The 15,420-nt window shown below is 67.5% G+C and carries 15 protein-coding genes and 1 tRNA gene; 5 read left to right on the top strand and 11 right to left on the bottom strand.

Features of this window, described 5'->3' with window-relative positions; all coding sequences use genetic code 11:
* Positions 1-365: 365 nt before the first annotated feature.
* Genes QM721_RS13545 through QM721_RS13530 form a run of 4 tightly spaced genes read right to left on the bottom strand, consistent with a single transcriptional unit; the run spans position 366 to position 4,109 of the window.
* The gene (locus QM721_RS13545) at positions 366-971 is read right to left on the bottom strand and encodes a response regulator transcription factor (RefSeq protein ID WP_415122861.1); all 606 of its coding nucleotides are present in this window, start codon (positions 969-971) and stop codon (positions 366-368) included.
* Positions 968-2,290, bottom strand: coding sequence for a sensor histidine kinase (locus tag QM721_RS13540; RefSeq protein WP_415122859.1), 1,323 nt, complete (start codon positions 2,288-2,290; stop codon positions 968-970). The genes QM721_RS13545 and QM721_RS13540 overlap by 4 nt, the downstream gene beginning before the upstream one ends.
* Before the next feature lie 38 nt (positions 2,291-2,328).
* Complete coding sequence (locus QM721_RS13535) at positions 2,329-3,153, bottom strand: ABC transporter permease (RefSeq protein ID WP_415122857.1); 825 nt, start codon at positions 3,151-3,153, stop codon at positions 2,329-2,331.
* Complete coding sequence (locus tag QM721_RS13530) at positions 3,150-4,109, bottom strand: ABC transporter ATP-binding protein (RefSeq protein ID WP_415122855.1); 960 nt, start codon at positions 4,107-4,109, stop codon at positions 3,150-3,152. Before QM721_RS13530 ends, QM721_RS13535 begins: the two co-directional genes overlap by 4 nt.
* A gap of 205 nt (positions 4,110-4,314) precedes the next feature.
* Between QM721_RS13530 and QM721_RS13525 the strand changes: the two genes are divergently transcribed.
* From QM721_RS13525 to QM721_RS13510, 4 genes are all read left to right on the top strand, one after another.
* Complete coding sequence (locus QM721_RS13525) at positions 4,315-5,115, top strand: SGNH/GDSL hydrolase family protein (protein WP_415122853.1); 801 nt, start codon at positions 4,315-4,317, stop codon at positions 5,113-5,115.
* Positions 5,116-5,120: 5 nt separating this feature from the next.
* Positions 5,121-6,449, top strand: coding sequence for a MurT ligase domain-containing protein (locus QM721_RS13520; RefSeq protein ID WP_415122851.1), 1,329 nt, complete (start codon positions 5,121-5,123; stop codon positions 6,447-6,449).
* On the top strand, positions 6,446-7,177 hold the full coding sequence (locus QM721_RS13515) for a type 1 glutamine amidotransferase (RefSeq protein ID WP_415122849.1): 732 nt from the start codon (positions 6,446-6,448) through the stop codon (positions 7,175-7,177). Before QM721_RS13520 ends, QM721_RS13515 begins: the two co-directional genes overlap by 4 nt.
* 65 nt (positions 7,178-7,242) lie before the next feature.
* Positions 7,243-7,315 (top strand) — tRNA-Lys (locus QM721_RS13510).
* A 218-nt stretch (positions 7,316-7,533) separates the two neighbouring features.
* Here the strand turns inward: QM721_RS13510 and QM721_RS13505 are convergent.
* From QM721_RS13505 to QM721_RS13485, 5 genes are all read right to left on the bottom strand, one after another.
* Entirely contained in the window at positions 7,534-7,998 is a 465-nt protein-coding gene (locus QM721_RS13505; RefSeq protein WP_415122847.1) for an RpiB/LacA/LacB family sugar-phosphate isomerase, read from the bottom strand.
* 193 nt (positions 7,999-8,191) lie between these two features.
* Positions 8,192-8,959, bottom strand: a complete 768-nt coding sequence (locus tag QM721_RS13500; protein WP_415123444.1) for a carbohydrate ABC transporter permease — start codon at positions 8,957-8,959, stop codon at positions 8,192-8,194.
* A gap of 143 nt (positions 8,960-9,102) precedes the next feature.
* Positions 9,103-10,164 (bottom strand): carbohydrate ABC transporter permease, encoded by a 1,062-nt coding sequence (locus tag QM721_RS13495; protein WP_415122845.1) that lies wholly within the window; start codon positions 10,162-10,164, stop codon positions 9,103-9,105.
* 84 nt (positions 10,165-10,248) lie between these two features.
* Positions 10,249-11,553, bottom strand: coding sequence for an ABC transporter substrate-binding protein (locus QM721_RS13490; RefSeq protein WP_415122843.1), 1,305 nt, complete (start codon positions 11,551-11,553; stop codon positions 10,249-10,251).
* 345 nt (positions 11,554-11,898) lie between these two features.
* The gene (locus QM721_RS13485) at positions 11,899-12,204 is read right to left on the bottom strand and encodes a DUF3618 domain-containing protein (RefSeq protein WP_415122841.1); all 306 of its coding nucleotides are present in this window, start codon (positions 12,202-12,204) and stop codon (positions 11,899-11,901) included.
* Positions 12,205-12,440: 236 nt separating this feature from the next.
* Here QM721_RS13485 and QM721_RS13480 point away from each other — a divergent pair, with 236 nt between their 5' ends.
* Positions 12,441-12,932, top strand: coding sequence for a peroxiredoxin (locus QM721_RS13480; RefSeq protein ID WP_415122839.1), 492 nt, complete (start codon positions 12,441-12,443; stop codon positions 12,930-12,932).
* A gap of 14 nt (positions 12,933-12,946) precedes the next feature.
* Here the strand turns inward: QM721_RS13480 and QM721_RS13475 are convergent, their stop codons facing one another.
* Both QM721_RS13475 and QM721_RS13470 read right to left on the bottom strand, forming a co-directional pair.
* A complete protein-coding gene (locus QM721_RS13475) occupies positions 12,947-14,989 on the bottom strand; it encodes an MDR family MFS transporter (protein ID WP_415122836.1) in 2,043 nt (680 codons plus the stop codon).
* The gene (locus QM721_RS13470; protein WP_415122834.1) at positions 14,986-15,408 is read right to left on the bottom strand and encodes a MarR family winged helix-turn-helix transcriptional regulator; all 423 of its coding nucleotides are present in this window, start codon (positions 15,406-15,408) and stop codon (positions 14,986-14,988) included. Before QM721_RS13470 ends, QM721_RS13475 begins: the two co-directional genes overlap by 4 nt.
* Positions 15,409-15,420 lie beyond the last annotated feature (12 nt).

Genomic DNA, 15,420 nt, shown 5'->3' with positions numbered 1-15,420 from the left:
TGCTCATGCACCAGCGAGCGTGGTGGCCTTCGGAGCCGACATCACGGGCGCTGAATCATTGGTTTTCCGAGCGTGTCGAGACCTCGGCCGTATCGCTCTTGCAGGGGTTCGACACGCTTAGCCAGCGTGGGTCGAGCCTGTCGAGACTTCCAATGATCAATGCGCCTACCCGCTGGTTGAGCCTGTCGAAACCTCTTGCCACCGCCTGATGACCGAGGTCTCGACAAGCTCGACCCGCGAGAGTTCAGCGTTTCCCTGAGGTCCCGCTCTGGCACAGGGGTTCGCTGATCACCGTCCCCACCCCGACCAGCGGTGGGTGCGTTGATCAGCGCGTCCAAGCGGCAGAGTCATGGGGAGCGAGTGGCTTAGATCCAGCCGCGGTCGCGGGCGATCCGGACGGCCTCGTGCCGGGTGGCCGCGTGCAGCTTGCCGATTGCCGAACTGAGATAGTTGCGCACCGTGCCGGGCGAAAGGTTCACCCGAGCGGCGATCTCCTCCACGGGCGCTCCGCCGTCGGCAGCCAGCAGCACGTCCGCCTCGCGCGGGGTGAGCGGTGAGTCACCGGCGGCGATGGCGTCAGCGGCCAGGGCTGGGTCGACGTAGCGCCCGCCGTCGCGCACCACCCGGATCACCTCGGCCAGTCGGGCACCGCTGGTCGTCTTGGGCACGAAGCCGCGCACGCCCTGGGCCAGCGCCTGCTTGAGGTGGCCGGGCAGTCCATGACTGGTGACGATCAGGCAGGCGCACCCCGGCAGTTCGGACGCAACCGCCGCAGCCACCTCGATGCCGGACGCCCCGGGCATCTGCAGGTCGAGCACCGCCACGTCGGGGGTGAGCTTGCGGATCATGGCGAGTGCCTCGTCGCCGGACTTGGCCTGGCCCACGACCTTGATGTCTTCGGTGAGTTCCAGCAGGGCGACCAACGCCTCCCTGATCAGATGCTCGTCCTCGGCGAGAACCACCCGGATCATCGTTCGCCCCCCGCGTTCGCTGTTCCGGACGCCGCCCGCAGCCGGCTCAGTGCGGCATCGGCCACCTCGGCGGTGATCGTGAACTCGTTGGCGGTGTGGTCGATCGACAACCGGCCACCCACCTCGGCAAGTCGCTCGCGCAACCCCGCCAGCCCCGATCCCGTAGCGTCCCTCGACGGGTGCGGATGATCGTTTCCGAGCACCAGGCGGGCCCGGCCGGGTTCGCTGCTCAGCACGATCCGGACCCGGGTGGCGTCCGCGTGGCGCAGGATGTTGGTGGTGCCCTCACGGACCACCCAGGCGAACACGCGGGCGACCGGCGCCACGAGCAGGTCGCGGCCCTCGGTCACCGTGGTCACCTCGATTCCGGACGCCTCCAGCAGTGACCGGGCGCCGTCGATCTCGCCGGCCAGGTCTGTCTCTCGATAGCCGCGGACCACCTCCCGCACTTCGCCGAGCGCCTGAGTGGCGAGCGACTGCACCTCGTGCATGGTGGCCACCGACTCCGGCCGTCCGCGACGGGCCTGCTCAGCGGCCAGTTCTGCCTTCAACGCGACCGCCGACAGGGTGCGTCCGAACACGTCGTGCAGGTCACGCGAGAAACGCAGCCGTTCCTCGGCCACCGCCAGCCGAGCCGTGTCGAGCCGGGCTCGTTCAAGTTCTCGCGTCGTGGTCAGCACATTGAGGAACATCACCGCAAAGCCAAGCAGCAACCCGGTCACGAAGGCCGACCAGTAGGCGATGACCACCCGGGGCGTCTCGTCCACCGCCCCCGGGTGCGGGCCGACCCACATGCCGATCTGGCCCAGCGCGATGCCGATCGCGCCGACCACAACCGGCCGGATGCGTAGCGACCCGAGCATCGGCATCGCCAACACGCTGCCGAGCGTCGCGCTCGCGATCGCCAACAGGAAGGTCTCCGACGGCAGCACGAATCCGGCGGTTCCCGCGCAGGTCAGCCCCGCCCCGATCCACACCAGACGCACCGGCTCAACCCGACGCACCCGCACCGTGTCCCAGCCGCTGGCCGGCAGCAGGTCGGCCTCGCGCAGCCGGGTGTGCAAGACCGCAAGCCCAGACCATGCGGCGACCACCGCCATCGCGGCCCACGGCAGCGCCCATGGCAGCGGCGCGTCGCCGGTCACCACAATCAGCGCCACCATCGCCAGGATCGGAAACGCCCAATGCAGCGAGTTGTAGACGTAGCGCTCGGTGCGCCGGACGCCCGACTCCGAGCGGGCCTGCGGCGTGCTGCCCTGCGGCGGACTGCCCTGCGGCGTGCTGCCCTGCGGCGGACTGCCCTGCGTGGTGCTGCTCACGAACACCTCCTCTGCCTCGCCCGAGCCTAACCGGCGGCTCATGAACGCGCGTCCCAGCGGAATCGCCGCAGCCCCAGCAGCAGAGATCCGGCACTCCACAGCAGCAGTGGCAGCAGCATCCCGCCGACGCCCGGCAGCACCTCGGACGGACTGGTCAAGACCCGACCGTCGACACCGATGCCGGTGTACGCGAAAGTGATCAGGTCGATCACCGGCGTCATCGGCATCAGGTGCGCGACCCGCGCCACCGGCTCGGGCAGCCAGTCCAACGGCACCGAGAACCCCGAGAGCAGCAGCGAGATCATGATCAGCGGCAGGGTGCTGATCTGCGCCGATTCAACAGTGCGGGTGAGGGCCGCGCTGACGATCGCCAGCGCCGTCCAGGCTGTGGCGCCGCCGAGCAGCGCGAGCAGCAGCGCCCACGGGTGCAGCACCGGCGTCCCCAGCAGCAGCGCCCCGCCGATCGCGATCAGCGACTGGACGGCGAACAGCACCCACAGTGGAACGGCGGGTGCGGTGAGAATCTCCAGCGGGGTCGGCTCCCCGGCCAGCAGACGCTTCAGGACCAGTTGCTGACGGCGTCCGACCAGCGAGGTGACCATCGTGTAATAGACGACGAACATGAGTGCGGTTCCGACCAGCACCATGGTCAGCATCACCCCCAGGCCGCCGCGATTCTGGCTCATTCCCGAGAACGCGAAGCCGACCACGAACGGCATCCCCACCGCGGTGAAGATCGCGGTCGAGTTGCGCAGCAAGATGGTGGTCTCTGCCCTGGCCAGCGCAGCGAAACGACGCAACGGAGCGGGACCGTCCGGCCCGGCTTCGAGCCGGTGGGCGCCCTGGGTGTCGAGTGCGGTCATGACTGCTCCACGCCATCGGCGATGGTCAGGAAGACCTGCTCCAGCGAAGCCGAACGGGCCTCGAGCCGGCGCAGCGGTGTGTCGCCCGCCCAGTCGAGGACGGCCCGCAGCGTCGGTTGCAGACAGCGGGTCTCGATCAGTACCGAATCCGACGCCGTGATGTGGGCCAGGCCGACGTTCAGGTCGGCCAGCACAAGATCGGTCGGGCGGTCGAAACTGATGCGGGCGGGGGCGTCGGCGACGATCTCGGCGACGGTTCCCTGCCGGGCGATCAAGCCGGCGTGCATGATGGCGACTCGGTTCGCGAGCTGCTCGGCTTCCTCCAGGTAGTGAGTGGTGAGCAGCACCGCGGTACCCTGCTCGACCAGCCCCCGCACCAGCGACCAGATGGCGCGCCGCGATTCGGGGTCGAGCCCGGTGGTGGGCTCGTCGAGCACGAGCACCTCGGGGCGGCCCATGACCGCCAGGGCGATGTCGAGGCGGCGGCGTTCGCCGCCCGACAGCTTCGCAGTCTCGACGTCGGCCCGCGCCTCGAGCCCCACAGCCGCCAGCGCCGCGTCGGGCGAGGCAGGGCGGCTCAGGGTGCCGTGCCATAGCCGGGCCATCTCGCCTACGGTCAGCCCGGGCGGGAATCCCGAGCTCTGCAGCACCACCCCGGTTCGATGGCGGACGTGCCGGCGTCCGGCGACGGGGTCATGGCCGAGCACCCGGATGCTCCCCTGGCTCGGACGCCCCAGGCCCTCGATCAACTCGACGGTGGAGGTCTTGCCGGCGCCATTGGTGCCGAGCAGGGCGAACAGCTCGCCTCGCGCCACCCGCAGGTCGATGCCCCGGACCGCCTCGAAGTAGCCGGTGGGCTCGCGCCGTCCGGTGAGCAGGTTGAGCCTGGTGCGGGTCACGTAGCGGCAGTGGACGCCGGTGGCGACGATGGCGTCGTCTTTCGTGTCTGTGGTCATGCCTCCAGGCTTCCGGCAGACGGCGCGCGCGGGCAGTGCCCGGCCGCACCTGTTGCTGTGACATCGTCCGCGCTCGACCATGACTTTTGTCAGACGGCGGTCACCTGCGCTGCTCTGCCGGCCCACGCACAGGCGGCCCGGTTGCGCGAGGTAGGGTGAGCCGACGTGCTCGACAAGCATCACTACTTCGCCTCAGGGGCGCACCATGGCTGATCAGACCCATCACTGGCGCCGCTACGTCGCCCTGGGCGACTCGCTCACCGAGGGCCTGGTCGACCCCTACCCGGACGGTAGCCCGCGCGGCTGGGCCGACCGCTTCGCCCATCACCTGGCCAATCGCGCTGGCGCCGAGGTGCAGTACGCCAACCTGGCCATCCGCGGCCGGCTGCTGGGCCCGATCATTGCCGAGCAGCTCGAACCGGCGCTCGCCCTGAAACCCGACCTGGTCAGCCTGTGGGGCGGCGGCAACGACACGCTGAGGCTACGCGCCGACGTCGATGCGCTCAGCGCCGAGCTCGAGCGCGCTGTCGTCCGGTTGCGCGAGGCCGGCATCGATGTGCTGCTCGGCACCGGCGTCGACGCAAAAGGATCGCCGGTGCTCGAACTCACCCGGCCCCGCACCGCGGTTTTCAACGCCAACGTGTGGACGATCGCTCGCCGACACGGCGCCCACGTGATCGACGTGTGGGGCATGCACTGTCTCAAGCACTGGGGCATGTGGCACGACGACCGGCTGCACTTCAACAGCATCGGCCACGAGCGGGTGTCGCAGGCCGCACTGGCGGCGCTGGGGCTAGAGCCGCGCCTAGGTTGGGACGATCCGTTGCCCGACGAGCCGCCCAAGAGCCGCAAGGAGTGGCTGGAGTGGCAGGTGAACTGGGCCCGCGAGCATGCCGGGCCCTGGATCGGACGCCGTATTCGCCGCACCAGTTCGGGTGCCGGCCGGTCGGCGAAGTTCCCGCAGTACGTGCCTGTGCCGCCCAGCGCGCCGAACCCGGCAGAATAGACGGCATGCCTGCCGAAACCCTCCGGCGTCGCGCGACTCCGGCCGACCTGCGCGTCGGCGACCGCGCGCGACTGTTCGCCGCTGTCGCCGCCGGCAACCTGGCCGCGCTGGGTTCGCGTTTGGCCAACCGCGGCTCGGGCGCCTCGATTCGCGGGCAGGTGCTCACCCGGCTGGCACCCGACGCCTTTCGACTGCTGCTGCAGGGCCGGCGTATCGCCAGCGTGTCGGGCACCAACGGCAAGACCACCACGACCCACCTGCTGGCCGCGGCCGTCCGCGCGGGCCTGGCCGGCGAGTCGGGACGGCTGGTCACCAACGCCGACGGCGCCAACCTGCACTACGGCATCGCGTCGGCGCTGAGCCAGGCACCGTCGTCCGACATCGCGGTGCTGGAGACCGACGAGCGGGTGGTGGCCGACATGATCGCGCACGGATGCCCCGAGGTGCTCGTGCTGCTCAACTTCAGCCGCGACCAGCTCGACCGGCACCACGAGATCAAGGCGCTGGGACGTTCGTGGCGCTCAGCGCTCGACCGCGCGGGCCAGGCCGGGCCCACCGTCGTGGCCAACGCCGACGACCCGCTGGTGGTGTGGTCGGCCGGCACCGCACCGAAGGTGGTCTGGGTGAACACCGCCACCACGTGGACCGCCGACGCCGCGCTGTGCCCGGCCTGCGGCTCGGTGCTCAGCGCCGATGGCGAACGGTGGGACTGCCCCGGCTGCGACCTCACCCAGCCCGAGGCGACCTGGCGCGTCGACGGCGAGTCGATCGTGCTGCCCGACGACTCGCGCGTGGTTCCCGAGCTGCGGGTGCCGGGCAGCTTCAACGTGTCGAACGCCGCGTGTGCGCTGGCCGCCGCGGTCGAGCTCGGGGTGAGCGTCGACGACGCCCTGCGCGGCATGCGCACCGTCACCTCGCCCGCCGGACGCTTCGCCACCGCCACCCTGCACGGCACCAGCGTGCGGCTGCTGCTGGCCAAGAACCCGGCCGGCTGGGCCGAGGCGCTGCCGCTCGCGGCGTCCGACCCGGTGATTCTGGCCATCGACTCGGTGGCGGCCGACGGTCGCGACGTATCGTGGCTGTGGGACGTCGACTACGAGCAGTTGCGGGGCCGCGAGGTGTTCGCCACCGGGCCGCGCGCTCACGATCTGGCGGTGCGGCTGACCTACGCCGAGGTCGAGCACCGGGTTATTCCCGATCTGGCGGACGCCCTGGCGTCCGCCGCGACCGTGCAGGCGTCCGCCCCGGAGTTGGGCACCGCCGCCGCACCGCTCGACCTGATCGCCACCTACACACCGTTTCAGAAGCTGCTGAAGATGGCGGGGCTGCGATGAGCAATCCGGTAGAGATCGTGCTGGTCTACCAGTCGCTACTCGGCATCTACGGCGACCGCGGCAATGCGATGGTGCTGCTCAAGCGGCTGCAATGGCGTGGCATCGATGCCACGCTCACCGTGGTCGAGCCCGGCGATACGGTGCCGGCGACCGGCTCGGTGTACCTACTGGGCGGCGGCGAGGACGCGGCTCAGGTGTCGGCGGTGCGGGCGCTGAAGGCCGACGGCAATCTGTTTCGAGCCCTGGACGATGGCGCGGCGCTGTTCGCCGTATGCGCCGGCTACCAGATCTGCGGCAACACCTTCACCATCGGCGAGCACGACGAGGTGATCGAGGGGCTGGGCGTGCTCGACGTCGACACCCGCCGCGGGTCGGTGCGGGCGGTCGGTGAGATTTTGAGCCGCTGGACGCGCAGCGACGGTGCCGAGGTACTGCTCACCGGCTTCGAGAACCACGGCGGCTTCACCACCCTGGGGCCGTCCGCCACGCCGCTGGCCAGGGTCGAGATCGGGGTCGGCAACGCCAACGACGGCACCGAGGGTGCCGTGCAGGGCCGAGTGATCGGCACCTACCCGCACGGGCCGGTCCTGGCCCGCAACCCGGCCCTGGCCGATCACGTGCTCTCGGTGGCGCTCGAGCGCGATCTCGAGGCGATCGAGCGTCCCGAGATCGACGAGTTGCACCGGCAGCGGGTCGCGGCCGTGCGCAGGCAGGGTCTGCGGCGCTGATCTGAGCGGGCGTGCCCGCTGCCGATTTCTCCTCTGCACGGCCGTTCGGTATAGTTCTTTCTCGCGCGCCGCTAGCTCAACTGGCAGAGCAGCTGGCTCTTAACTAGCGGGTTCGGGGTTCGAGTCCCTGGCGGCGCACAGCAAGCCCCTCGTCATCGGCGAGGGGCTTTGTTGCGTCTGCGTCCCAGAGAAACGCTGACCAACGCAGCCATCGCTGGTTGAGTCTGTCGAAATCCATGGCCAGAGTGCTAACTCTGAGGTCTCGACCAGCTCGACCAGCGAAAATCCCCACCGTCGACATTCGACGTCCGACAACAACGCCGATCAATCACCGCGGCGGGATCTCTTCCCTCATCTCAGAGCGGACGAACGTGACGCTCGGCGATCTCGATCACCTTGGCGACCCGGCGGGCGTACTTCTCTTCGGTGGTGCCCAGCCAGTCGGTGGTCATCCATGACTTCACCACCTCCATCGCCAGCGCCGAGCCGATGATCTTGGCACCGATGCAGAGCACGTTCGAATCCGAGTGCGAGCGGGCGAGCCAGGCACAGAACGGGTCCTGCGCGACCGCCGCGAAGATGCCGGGCAGCTTGTTGGCGATCATCGCCGAACCGTAGCCGACCCCGTCCACGAAGATGCCCCGCTCACATTCGCCCCTGGCGAGGGCCAATGCCGCTGGGTAGACATGGTCGGGCAGGTCACAGGCCTGGTCGTCGTAGGCCCCGAAGTCGACCACCTCGTGGCCCTCGGATCGCAGCCACGCCGCAATCTCGTTCTTCTGTGCCGTCCCGGCGTGGTCGTTGGCCATGGCGATCCGCATGCCGCAACGGTAGTACCGACCGACCGGCCGCGACAGCTATTCGACCAGAGCTTAGAGTGCGATCTGCCGGTTGATCCGCGGAAGCTGGGAACCAACCGGAACCGTCCCCTGAACCAACCGGAACCGTCCCCTGAACGCAGATCGTGAGGGGCGCCCGGTTCCCCGGACGCCCCTCACGATCATTGCAGTGGAGCTACTTCACGCCACCGGCGGTGAGGCCGGCGACGATGCGGCGCTGGAAGATCAGCACCGCGATCAGCAGCGGCACGGTGATCATCACACCGGCAGCCATGATGGTGCCCCAGGGGGTGTCGAAGCCGTACTGGCCGGTGAACTTCGACAGGGCCACGATCGAGGTGTACATCTCGGGCTTGGTGCCGAACTGCAGCGCGATCATGTAGTCGTTCCAGACCGCGATGAAGGTGATGATCGCGGTGGTGAACACGCCCGGCGCGGCCAGCGGAAGGATCACCTTCGCGAAGGCCTGGCCCGGCGTGCAGCCGTCCACCATGGCGGCCTGCTCGAGCTCGACCGGCAACTGCCGGAAGAACGCGGTCAGGTTCCACACACACAGCGGCAGGCCGAACGACAGGGTAGGGATAATCAGCGCCTGGTAGGTGTTCATCCAGTTGAGCCATTCGAAGCCCGGGTAGTTGCCGCTGAACAGCTTGAACAGCGGAATGACCAAGGTGATGCCGGGGAACATCGAGCAGCCGATGATGATGCTCAACACGATGCCCTTGGCGGCGAACCGCAGCCGGGCCAGCGCGTACGCGGCCAGGATGCCGAACACCAGGGTGAGAACGGTGGTCGTCGCCGACACGATCAACGAGTTGACCAGGGCGGTGCCGAACATGTTCTGCGGGGCGAACACCGCGATGTAGTTCTCGACCGACGCCGGGTTGGGCCAGAAATCGGTACTGCGCCCGTCGGTGGGCAGCCGCAGCGACGAGACGATCATCCAGTAGAACGGCAGCACGCAGTAGATGATGATGAACGCGATGCCGGCGATTCCGCCGATGGCGCCGGCCCAGTAGCTGCCGTCGCGCCTGGGCTTGTTCAACTGAGCCAGTTCTGCCTGGCTCGTCTGTGCCTGTGCGGTGGTCATGATGATGCACTCCCCGAGGTGACTGTGGTCTTGGCCAGTGCGGGCTTCGTGCCGGCAGCCTTGGCCGCCGCCTTCTGCCGCTTGCGCTGCGCCGCGATCGCCTTGACCTCGTCGTCACCGACCACGTCGGCACCCAGAAGCTTCACGAAGAGGAACGCCACGAACACGATGTAAATGAACAGAATGATCGCGTACGCGGCAGCCGCGCCGTAACGCAGGTTGTTGTTCTCGACGTAGGCCAAGATCGAAACGGTTTCGACGTAGTACTTGCCGAAACCGATCATGCCCGCGGGCAGGTCGAACATGCGCATGGTGTCGAGGGTGCGGAACAGCACCGCCACCACCAGGGCAGGCTTGACCATCGGCAGGGTGATCCGGGTGAACTGCTGCCAGGCCGACGCTCCGTCGACCTTGGCCGCCTCATACACCTCGGCCGGAATGGTCTGCAGCCCAGCAAGGGTCAGCAGGCCGATGAACGGCGCCGTCTTCCAGACGTCGGCGATGATGATCGCCCACTGCGACTGCGGACCGTCGGCCAGCCACAGGATCTGCTGGCCGAGAACCTTGTTCATCACGCCATCGGCGTCGAAGATCAGGCCCCACATCTTCGCCGACACGATGGTGGGAATGGCCCACGGCACCAAGATGGCGGCCCGGACCAATCCCTGACCCTTGAACGCCTTGGCCATGATCAGCGCCATCGCCACACCGAGCACCGTCTCGCACAGTACGCAGACGACGGTGAACCAGGTGGTGTTCAGAAACGAGTTCAGCAACCGGTCGATCTGGCCCCAGTTGCCGTTGACCAGTTGCGGGTTGGCGAAGATGTCGGTGAAGTTCTGCAGGCCGACGAACGTCTCCCCGCTCGCCACCATGCCGGTGTTGGGGTCGATACCTTCGTTCTTGCGGAATACGGATTCGCGCAGAGACATCAGAATGGGAATGCCGACCACGAACAGAATGACTGCCATGGTCGGTGAGATCAGCAGCGCGGCCAGACTGTCCTGGCCGTCGCTGAGCGGGTTCTTCTTCGGGTTCTTGGTTGGCGTCTCAGCCACCGCGACACCTCCTTGTGCTAACAGCGTGGAAGCGAACCACGAGGGTGGCGGGTTGAACCGCCACCCTCGGGCTCGACTATCAGGTCACTTGACCAGGGTCTCCAGCTTGGTCTGAAGGTTGTTCAGCGCCGTGGTCGGGTCGACCTGCATCTGCAGCGCACTGTATGCGGCGTCCTGAATGGCCAGCGTCACGTCGCCGTACTTGACGGCCTTCGGCCGCGGCTTGGCGTTCTTGATCGACTCGCCCAGAGTGGCCAGGTAGGGGAACTTCTTGTTCAGGTCCGCGTCGGCGTACAGCGACTCGAGCACCGGCGCGCTCGACGCAGTCTCAAGCCAGCGCCGCTGGTTCTCTTCGGTGAGCATCCAGTTGATCCACTTCATCGCGGTGCCCTTGTTCTTGGCGAACGGCGAGATGCCGTAGCTGTGGCCACCCAGGGTGGAGACGCCGGGGCCGGTCTTGCCCGGAATCGGAGCCACCGCGAATTTGCCGGCGAACGACTTGTTCTTGCTGGATACGTTCCAGACGTAGGGCCAGTTGCGCAGGAACAAGATCTTGCCGCTCTCGAACGCGGTACGCGACTCCTCTTCCTTCCAGGTGATGGCTTCCTTCGGAATCAGGCCGCTCTTGAAGCCGTCCACCATCCAGGTCAGGCCGGCAACCGCCTCGGCAGAGTTGACCGCAGGCTTGCCCGCCTCGTCGAGAATAACGCCACCTGCGGAGTTGACCGCTTCGGCGAAGTTGCAAGTCAGACCCTCGTACTTCTGGTACTGACCGGCGAAGCAGCTCATGCCCTTTTGGTCGGGCAGCACCTTGTCGCACACGGCCTGCATCTCGTCCCACGTGGTCGGGGGGGTGAGGTTGGCCTTGTCGAGCAGATCCTTGCGGTAGTAGAGCATGGCGCCGTCAGACGTGGACGGCATCGCGTACAGCTTGTTGAAATAGGTGGCCGAGTCGACAGCCGGCTTCAGGTAGCCGGTGGTGTCGAATTTGTCGGTGGGTAGTTCGGTCAGCCAGCCGTTGGCGGCGAACTCGGCGGTCCACACGACGTCGACGCTCATCACCGTGAACTCACCCGATTTGGCCTGACCGCGCTGGATCATCGCCGCGCGCTGCTCGTCGGCATTGTCCGAAAGCTCGCGGAAGGTGACCTGCTCGTTCGGGTTCGCCTTGTTCCACTCGTCGATCTTGTCTTTCAGGTTGCCCGAGGTGTCCTTGCCCTGGGCGTACACGATGGGGCCGAACTCGTCCCAGTCAGCGCCAGAGGCAGAGGCAGAGGCAGAGGCCGCGGGCGAGGCAGCGGTGCCGGAGGAACAGGCGGCGGTCGCCAGCAGGGCACCGACGGACAGCGCCGCGGCGATCACCCGCCGCGTGGTGCGTGGTTGAGTCATTAATCCTCACTTCTTTGGGGGACGGCCCCAACTGCGCGGGACCTGGACCCCGCCTATGGGGCCTGGCAGGGACTCTAACCATCACCATGGACATACGCCACCGGCTCGCCACACATCGTTATCAACCGTTGACCTGAACGGCCCCCAAACACACTGCGGCAAGGCAGAGCAGTCTCAAGCGCACACCCTTTGCGGTGTTGCGTTCAGCACCAACTCTTGCCTCGACCCAGGCCTGAGGAAGCCCTGAACTTTCGTTGGTCGAGCTGGTCGAGACCTCGGATAGGGTGCGCCCACTAGGGGTTTCGACTCGCTCAACCAACGGCGGGCGGGCTGATCATCGCAAACCTAGGCGCTCCGCATGCTCTTCAGAATACCCCGCACCAACACAACGAAGGTCACCAGGCCGGTGATCGCTCCCCCGATGAGCAGCACCCGGTCGGTACGCACGTGCCCCTGGTCATCGATCACCTGGGACTTGGCGTTGGCGAACTCGGCGGCGGCGAAGCCGCGAGCGTCGTCGATTCCGCGCTGAACGACCGCCTTGGGGTGCACCTGATTGATCAGGCCGGCCACGTTATCGGCCAATCGCGCCCGGGCGGCAGCGATCTCGGCCTCAATGTCGGCCTTGCTGCGGGTGGTGGTGTCGGCCACTGGATGCGTCCTTCGCTGTCGGTGGAGCTCCAGCCTATGCCAGCCGGTGTTGGCGCGGGCACCCCCCAGGAAACGCTGACTCTTGCTGGTCGAGCTTGTCGAGACCTGGTCAAGCCCCTGACGCCCGTTCGCTGGCAAGGGATTTGATGGGCTCGACCAGCGAAGCCTGCGCTGATCAACACTTCCCTCGCGGTCTCGTGATTGGCAGTTGCCCGGCGCACCCTAGAGTGGGCCGCATGACGAAGCTCGCCGTGGGGGACGTTGCCCCCGCCTTCACTCTGCCCGACCCGGACGGCCGACCGGTCTCGCTGGCCGACTACGCCGGCCACCGCGTGATCGTCTACTTCTTTCCCGCCGCCATGACGCCCGGCTGCACGATTCAGGCCGTCGACTTCTCGGCCGCGCTGACCCAGATCGCCGCCGCCGGTTTCGACGTGATCGGGATCTCGCCCGACACGGTCGAGAAGCTGGCCCGGTTTCGCAGTCAAGAGGAACTGGGCTTTCCGCTGCTGGCCGACCCTGACAAGACCGTGCTGGGCGCCTACGGCGCCTTTGGCCGCAAGGTGCTGTACGGCAAAGAGATCGAGGGCGTGATTCGCTCCACCTTCGTGGTGAGCGTGGACGAGTCGGGTGTCGGTCGCATCGACGTGGCCCAGTACAACGTGAAAGCGACCGGTCACGTGGCCAAGCTGCGCCGCGAACTCAAGATTGCGGCACTGGACGACTGACCCACGTGGTTCGGTCAGCCTCGGCGGTCCTGTGCCAGGTCGACCAGTAGTGCCGCCATAAGGTCGTTGGCCGCGAGGCGCAGCTTGCCGATGTCGACTGCCTCGTACCGCTCCAGCACCGGTTTTTCGATCTTGTCGAGCACGATGTGGTGGGGTGCGCTCGCCGCTGCCACGGCGATCGCCCGCCGCAACTCGTCGCTCATGGTGTCGCCGGCTGCACTGACCCGATCGGCCAAGGCGCAGGCATAGCGTTCGGTGCTGGCAGCGACCTCCGGGTCGTCCGAGGTCAGCATCTCGGCAGTGCACTGCAATAAGGTGAGCCCGTGGTTGAGATCGCCCGAACCTAGTTCGCCGACGGCTCGCGCCAACAACGGACGATCCCCGCGCGCTGCGCTCTCGGCCACGATCGCCAGTTCGATGCCCAGCAGGCGTTCGCGAGTCCGCTTCCCGACGCCAGACCCGGACAACTCAGGCCCCACATCGCCGGACTGCTGGGCCATCGTGTCGAGCAGCTCGCGACCGGCATCCTCAGGCGTGTTCACGGTGTCGCGCAGTTCCATCGGCTTGATCAGCACCGTGCAGACGAACACCAACACCACGATCGGCACGCACGCCCAAAAGATGGTGGCGATCTGGTCGGCCAGCCCCGCCCGAACCGCGGCGATCACCTCCGCGGGCAGCGAACCGATCACTGCCGGGTCGAGTACCGATCCCGCGTTGATCGTGCCGTGCGGCATGATGGCCACGAGTTCGGGCGGCAGGTGACGAAAGATGGCATCGTCCAGGCCCGAGCTGAGCACGGTGCCGAAGATGGCCGTCCCCACCGTTGCACCGACGTTGCGGAAGAACTGCAACGCGGCGGTCGCGACCCCGAGATCGCGACGTGCCACGGCGTTCTGCACTACCAGCGTGTACTGCTGCGACAACGCGCCCAACCCCACCCCGATCAGCCCGACACCGCCGACCACGTCCCAGGCCGAGGACGAGGCGTTCAACCGCACCAACATCAGCACTCCCACGCCGAGCAGCACCGCACCGACCAGCATCAGCTCCTTGTAGCGGCCGGTGCGGGTGATCAAGATGCCGGCCAGCAACCCCACCAGCACCAGGCCCAGCATCAGTGGCAAAGTGATCAGGCCCGAGGTCGACGCGTTCACCGCCAGCACCCCCTGGGCATAGATCGGCACGTACAGGATTGCGCCGAACATCACCATCGACATGCCGAAGGCGCCGAGGTTGGCGAAGGTGAAGATCGACGACCGGAACAGCCGCAGCGGCACCACCGGTTCGGGCACCCGCAACTCGATGAACACGAAGAGAGTGAGCAGCAGCGCGCCCGCTCCCAGCAGGCCGACGATCATCGGCGAGGCCCACGGGTAGGTGGTCCCGCCCCACGACACTGCCAGCAGGGTTGAGGTCACCCCGAGCGACATCGTGACGATGCCCCAGGTGTCGATCACCGCCACTCGAGGTTCATGCGGCACGTCGAGAAACCGGGCGATCACGACCAACGCGATCACTCCCACCGGAACAGCCACGAAGAACAGCCAGCGCCAGCCCAACGCGTCCGTGATTAGGCCGCCGGCCAATGGCCCGGCGACGCTGGTGACTCCGAAGACAACGCCCATCAAGCCCTGGTATTTGCCGCGCTGACGAGGGGGAATGATGTCGCCGACGATGGTCTGTGACAACGGCATGATGATGCCCATGCCGAGCCCCTGAACGGCGCGGGCGGCGACCAGCCACCAGAAGCTCTGCGCCGAACCGGCCAGCACGGAGCCAATAATGAAAATCGCGAGGCCACCCAAATAGAACGGACGGCGGCCGTACAGGTCGGACAACTTGCCCACCACCGGCACCGAGATCGCCGAGACCAGCATGGCGGCTGTGGCGACCCACGAGTAGTGGTCCATGCCCCCCAGCTCGGCCACGATCCGGGGCAGGGCCGGGCCGACGATGGTCTGCGAGATCGAGGCCACCAGCATGCCTAGCAGCAGCCCGATGAAGATGCGCCGGGACTGCGGGCTGAGGGTGAAGGGGGCTGGAGAGTCAGTCACTGGGCGATCCTCTGCTGAAGCGATTCGTTAAGTTCGTGCAGCAGCCGCACGAGCTCGGCCAGCTCGGGTGCGGGCCACTGTGTCACCGCATCGGTGACCAGTCGGACGCGGCGCGCCTGTTCGGCCTCGAAGGCGGCCAGCCCGGCCTCGGTGAGCCGCAGCAGGTGTGCCCGACGGTCGCCGGGGTCGCTCTGCCGCTCGACCAGGCCGCGCTCGGCCAGCCCGGCGATCCGGCGGCTGAGCGTCGACTGATCGAGCCCCTCGAGTTGGGCCAGGTCGCCCGGGCGCAGCCAGCCCGAGCGCCCGAGCCGGGCAAGCACCAGAAAGTCGGGCCGGGCGAGCACTGCGCCGCGCTCGTGCTCGGAGGTCACCCGGGTCAACAAGGTGAACAGCCGGGTCAACTCCTCAGATAGTTGCATGCTGCAACCATA

The sequence above is a fragment of the Micropruina sp. genome, assembly GCF_047602085.1.
In the GTDB taxonomy this organism is placed as follows: Bacteria; Actinomycetota; Actinomycetes; order Propionibacteriales; family Propionibacteriaceae; genus Micropruina.
Note: the sequence above shows the minus strand (reverse complement) of the source record. Positions and strands in the feature narration are given on the sequence as shown.

Bases quoted from the DNA above. Each gene is read 5' to 3' on its own strand.
- QM721_RS13480 (WP_415122839.1), top strand. From the start codon at position 12,441: ATGACGAAGCTCGCCGTGGGGGACGTTGCCCCCGCCTTCACTCTGCCC.
- QM721_RS13520 (WP_415122851.1), top strand. From the start codon at position 5,121: ATGCCTGCCGAAACCCTCCGGCGTCGCGCGACTCCGGCCGACCTGCGC.
- QM721_RS13525 (WP_415122853.1), top strand. From the start codon at position 4,315: ATGGCTGATCAGACCCATCACTGGCGCCGCTACGTCGCCCTGGGCGAC.
- QM721_RS13490 (WP_415122843.1), bottom strand. From the start codon at position 11,553: ATGACTCAACCACGCACCACGCGGCGGGTGATCGCCGCGGCGCTGTCC.
- QM721_RS13530 (WP_415122855.1), bottom strand. From the start codon at position 4,109: ATGACCACAGACACGAAAGACGACGCCATCGTCGCCACCGGCGTCCAC.
- QM721_RS13515 (WP_415122849.1), top strand. From the start codon at position 6,446: ATGAGCAATCCGGTAGAGATCGTGCTGGTCTACCAGTCGCTACTCGGC.
- QM721_RS13505 (WP_415122847.1), bottom strand. From the start codon at position 7,998: ATGCGGATCGCCATGGCCAACGACCACGCCGGGACGGCACAGAAGAAC.
- QM721_RS13535 (WP_415122857.1), bottom strand. From the start codon at position 3,153: ATGACCGCACTCGACACCCAGGGCGCCCACCGGCTCGAAGCCGGGCCG.
- QM721_RS13500 (WP_415123444.1), bottom strand. From the start codon at position 8,959: ATGATCGTCTCGTCGCTGCGGCTGCCCACCGACGGGCGCAGTACCGAT.
- QM721_RS13470 (WP_415122834.1), bottom strand. From the start codon at position 15,408: ATGCAACTATCTGAGGAGTTGACCCGGCTGTTCACCTTGTTGACCCGG.
- QM721_RS13545 (WP_415122861.1), bottom strand. From the start codon at position 971: ATGATCCGGGTGGTTCTCGCCGAGGACGAGCATCTGATCAGGGAGGCG.